Raw genomic sequence first — 5,318 nt, forward strand, 5'->3', positions numbered from 1 at the left:
TATTAAAAATAAATACATAATTTAAAATTCACTTTTACCAGTGGATTTATTTAGTGTACCATTTTTTAAGGGGATTTTAAATAGCTATAAAAAATAATATGGTTTTAAAGCACTTTCATCTGCATTAATCTACTAAGTTGACGACATTGAGTGCACGCCCATGCTGGGCGCACAAAAAAGGACATCCTCTAATTACAGGATTGTCCTTTTTTATTTGACTTTGTTGTTGCTTTTATATGATTTCCTATAATTTCCGAAATATCACTAACAGTAACAAAGGCTGATTCATCAACCTCTTCTATTATCTTCTTTAATTCATAAATTTCAAACTGAGTTAAAACACAGTAGAGAATTACTTTTTTTCCACTTACGAGACCTGTACCCTCTATAATTGTAACTGTTCTTCCAAGCCTTTCATGTATCACCTTACCAAGCCTAGTAGCATCCTTTGTAATTATCATTGCTGCCTTAGCCTGATCTATCCCTTCCTCAATTATATCAATTACCTTTGAGGTGATAAAGTATGTAAGTAAACTGTACATAGCTCTGTCCCATCCAAATAGAAAAGCAGCTGCTATATAAATGAAGATATTAAAAATAAGAACTATTTTTCCAACTGGCACTTCAAATTTTCTATTTATTAAAATAGCTACTGTTTCAGTTCCATCAAGACATCCACCAAATCTTATTACTAAACCTACACCTATGCCTAAAATAATTCCTCCAAAGGAAACTGCTAAGAGATATTCTTCTGTTGCACTAATAAAGTTTTCAAAAATACCTAAAAACAAAGAGAAAATTATCATTGCATAAGTTGATTTTATAATGAAGAGGTGCCCTAATTTTTTTGCTCCTATAATTAAAAAAGGAATATTTATCAAAAAAGTCAAAATACCTAGTTTAATTCCTGTCAGGTTATTTACTATAATACTCACTCCAACAATACCACCATCTAAAATTGTACAGGGCACTAAAAATTCTTCAATTGAAAAGGCTGCAATTACAGCTCCAACTGTAATGAGTATAAATTCAAAAATACTATTCCATATGCTATTTTTCATCAATCTTAATCCTTCATAAAATTATTTCATTATCAGTATAGTATATTCCAGAAAAATAAAGATGTATATAGATTTGCTTTTATAAAAACCTATATACATCTTATCTAAATAACTTCTATAGCCATCTTTTCTATTTTTAAATTCTTGCCACCTACAAACATACATTATCTTATTTTCATCTGAATATATCTTCCCTTCATCATTAAGAATTGCAGCAAAAATAGTAATATAAATTCATACATAACTTGAGATTTAAAAGCTCTAATATACTTAATAAGAAGATGTATTACTTTGTAATTTGCCCCCTTTTAAAAATTTTTTAAAAGGTGATTTTTTTAAGATAAAAAGCAGATGAACATAATAAATTATATATTCATCTGTGTGAATTCACTAAAATTAATTATCTATATTTTTTATATAAAAATTCAAAGGTCTTTTCTGGAACAAGTTCCTTTACTTCTTCCCATTTTTTAGCCTCTACATTAGCTCTTACCCTTGAAGCACTTATTACTTTATTTCCTATCTCACGCCTTGGAATTTCAATTAAATTTACTCCCCATTCTTTTAGTAGCATCTTCATTTGCATATTATATTGATTAGTAACTTTATCTAAAGGTTCTTCACCAACAAATCTATATTTAATATTAAGCTTTGGAGCAATATATCTAGCAAATATCTCTATATCAGAACTTGCATCAATCTCTTCATTTTGCTTTTCAGCTTTTTCAAAATATATAGGAAGGGTATTAAAGGATAGAATAAATGCTCCACTTGAAACTACAACAACATTTTTAATATGAGATGTTTGCTCTTTTACAAGTCTAAATCTATCTTCAAATTTAAAATAAGACCTGTCCTCTTCTACAACAAATACAAATAATGTATCAACCTTTTTTGCAGAATCTTCTATTAAGTATAGGTGACCCTTAGTAAATGGATTTGCATTCATAACTATAGCTCCATTATTAGTCCCTATTACATTATTTCTCTTTATATCTTCAACATAAGTATTTATTTTTTTTATAGCACTATCTTTTAATATTTCACCTTTTTGAAGATATAAATTATCAGATTCATTCACTTTTAAATCTGTATATATAAATGCTGATATTCTATCTGCTAATAATTTATTTCCTCTAGCATTTGTATGTATAGGACTATCTGAATACAATACTTCTTTTCTTAATGGATCATTATATAGATCAAAAACATCTATATTATTAACCTTATCATTATACTTCCATTGCAAACGACTATCCACAAATAATACAATATCATCTTTTCTTATTGGAAGAGATTTTATTACCTCAGTTGCTTTAATATAGTCATATGCTGCAATTGGAATGGATACTACCACATAATCTTCCATATTTTTTTGAAGGTGATATTGAAGTGAATCCTTTAATTCAACACAATATGAAGTTACAATACATTCTCCAATTAAATAAATTCTCCTTTTTAACTTATTGTCATATTCCTTGCAGACTATTTTTCCACTAAAATTATTATTTAAAAATACAGGACACTTCTTATTATAGCTAGACATCAAGTCTTCTTTTGCTATTTTTTCACATGTCTCTTTTGAATAAATTGAATAAAGTAGTTCTTTTTGATCATCTGTTAAGTTTTCTCCACCATTAATTAGACAACTTTTTAAATATGCTATATAACTAGTTAAACTATTATCTTCACTTTTTACAAAAGTACTTAATTCTTCTTTATGTGGTATTCTACAATTAAAAACCGGTACTCCAATTTCAATTAAAGAATTTATACTAATAGATTTTTTTAAGACAGTAGCAAATTCTACTACTTCTTTAAGGAATTTAAAATTATCAACTATTTGATGAAAAGGCTCTTTAGGATATTCTTTTTCAATTCTTATAGACTGAGTACCTTCTGCATAAACATTAAATATAGAAAAATCTGCAAAGTCCTCTAATTTGTATGTATTAGTTTCCTTTAAAGCACTCCATCCTGTTCCTGTTATAATAACAGGAAATCCTACTTTTGAAAAACCTTTATAAAGAATATAAGACCATTCATTCATATCATGAATATGTATTAATTTAATATCAGGAAATAAAACCTTAAATACTTGAGTTATGGTATAAGGATCTCTCTTCATTTGTGATAATGTTTCATTAGCACATATGTAATTCCACCAATCATTTTTAATATCCTCATAGCAAAAACTTTGTAGTTTTCCCTCGTCATTATATAAAGGTAAAAAATAAGTATCATTGTCTTTAAGATACTCATTAATTTCATCCCACATGTCTTCATTAAATCTTATTTTTTGTACATATAGCTTCTTGTAAATTATTCTTTTTTAATAAATCAACATAATTTAATGTCCCATATAACTCATTATCATTATTATAAAAACATATGATATCCTTTTTATGATTATCCAAAAAAAATTCCATACATTTTTCAAAATTATTTTCTGATAAATACGCATTATACACATTCTTGTCACATAACCTTATCATTTTCTCACTTTACCTCATAATTCTTTTTTGAAAGATTATATCAGAATTTTCTTAATATGAAAAGCACATTTAAGTTTCTTTACTAACTAGTATCTACTTTTTATTGGTTTATAAGAAGAGGCAGAACAAAGTAGCTTTTATAATAGATTATCTGTGTTATAAGAAAAAAAACTGCTTTCGCAGTTTTTTATTTGCCGTAAACAATAACTGGTGTTCCAGCTTGGATATTTTCAAATAATGCCTTTGCAACTTCTGTTGGACAGTTTACACATCCATGAGATCCTGCAGTTTGATATATAGTTCCACCAAATGCATCTCTCCAGTATGCATCATGGAATCCTACTCCTCCATTAAATGGCATCCAGTAGCTTACTGGTGTTTCATAATCTTCACCTTTTAATGTTGAATCTTTTTCTTTGTACTTAAGTACATATACACCTTCAGGAGTTCCATTTCCAGCACTAACATTACCTGTAACAACATCACTATCAACAACTAAAGCACCATCTTTATAAAACCATATATGCTGCTGAGGAATATTTACTTCTACATAAGTATCTCCTATGTCACTGCTTCCTCTCTTTGCGGCTTTTTGAAGATATTTAGGTTCTTTTGTTATAGTTTGTCCATCTTCAATATTACTTATTAAATCTTCAGTTTCAGAATTTACGTCTATTCTCCAACCGTAATCCCCTGGTACAACTTTTACTACATTTCCTGCTGTAGTTGTAAAGTTTCTATAATTAGATGAAGTATTATACTTATTAGCAAGATTTAAAACGTACTTCTTAACTTTAGCAGTATTAAAATCTACATTTAAGTCTTCATCTGTACTTAACCATTTAGAAATTTCAGAACCATCTAAATTTTCTTCTCCATCTGGTCCAAAAGTATAAGTTATTGAACTTGAAGCATATTTTTGAAGTTTTTCTTTAGCATCAGAAACTTCACTATCAGTAGATACATACTTTGGTTTATTGTAACAGTCAGCATTATCTAAATTTAATGTTTCATTGCTATTCATAATTGCATTATCTACTTCAGTAGTTAATTTATCTAAGTTGATTTCATTTCCTTGAACTTCATCAACTACTTGAAATTCACCATCAATATATTGTACTGATGCACTTTTAGGCTTAACAACATCTTTAGATGCTACTCCTTTTAAATTACTTAACTTTGTATTAAGTTCAGATTTATCATAAGAAATCAAATCTGTAAGTTCTGTAGATTTATTTTTAAAAATTCCAAATATCCATCCAAGAGAGCTTTGATTATCTTTAAATTCTCTGATCTTACCACTAGAATCATAAGTTAAAGAAATATCATTTGCAGTTATTACTTCATTTTGATTATTTCTTTCTTCTAAAGTCAATGAATATGACTGGAATTTTGAAGCCATTAAATTTTCCACTTCTTCTACTGTCATTCCTGAAACATTTACTCCATTTATTTTTGAACCTAAGTAAAAATGATTCTTAAAATAAATTGCTGTACCAATGTATGCTACTACCAAAATACAAACTAAAATTATAATACCCCTTGTATAATCTAGTTGTAACATTTGATAGAAAACTATTTACTATTCTAACGAACATTACATGTCTAAATTGATATTAATTTTCTTATCTATTACTTTGCTTACGCCCCGATAGAGAAATACACATTTCATAATTTAAAATAGTTTTTTATTTAAATTCCAAAAGGAATCTAACCAAATTTAATATAGTTTAGTATAATACTCCTGAATAGAAGATAGATG

The 5,318-nt window shown here is 27.6% G+C and carries 4 protein-coding genes; all 4 read right to left on the reverse strand.

Annotation, left to right across the window (positions count from 1 at the left end):
- Window positions 1–188: 188 nt before the first annotated feature.
- Window positions 189–1,061, reverse strand: coding sequence for a YitT family protein (locus BM384_RS15340; RefSeq protein ID WP_090014890.1), 873 nt, complete (start codon window positions 1,059–1,061; stop codon window positions 189–191).
- A 400-nt stretch (window positions 1,062–1,461) separates the two neighbouring features.
- Window positions 1,462–3,339, reverse strand: coding sequence for an adenylyltransferase/cytidyltransferase family protein (locus tag BM384_RS15345; RefSeq protein ID WP_090014892.1), 1,878 nt, complete (start codon window positions 3,337–3,339; stop codon window positions 1,462–1,464).
- Window positions 3,340–3,346: 7 nt separating this feature from the next.
- A complete protein-coding gene (locus BM384_RS15350) occupies window positions 3,347–3,556 on the reverse strand; it encodes a hypothetical protein (RefSeq protein WP_090014894.1) in 210 nt (69 codons plus the stop codon).
- A 187-nt stretch (window positions 3,557–3,743) separates the two neighbouring features.
- The gene (locus BM384_RS15355) at window positions 3,744–5,072 is read right to left on the reverse strand and encodes a L,D-transpeptidase family protein (RefSeq protein ID WP_242946058.1); all 1,329 of its coding nucleotides are present in this window, start codon (window positions 5,070–5,072) and stop codon (window positions 3,744–3,746) included.
- Between the last annotated feature and the right edge of the window lie 246 nt (window positions 5,073–5,318).

The sequence above is a fragment of the Clostridium sp. DSM 8431 genome (assembly GCF_900116755.1).
GTDB lineage: Bacteria > Bacillota > Clostridia > Clostridiales > Clostridiaceae > Clostridium.

Bases quoted from the DNA above. Each gene is read 5' to 3' on its own strand.
- BM384_RS15340 (WP_090014890.1), bottom strand. From the start codon at position 1,061: ATGAAAAATAGCATATGGAATAGTATTTTTGAATTTATACTCATTACA.
- BM384_RS15345 (WP_090014892.1), bottom strand. From the start codon at position 3,339: ATGTGGGATGAAATTAATGAGTATCTTAAAGACAATGATACTTATTTT.
- BM384_RS15350 (WP_090014894.1), bottom strand. From the start codon at position 3,556: ATGATAAGGTTATGTGACAAGAATGTGTATAATGCGTATTTATCAGAA.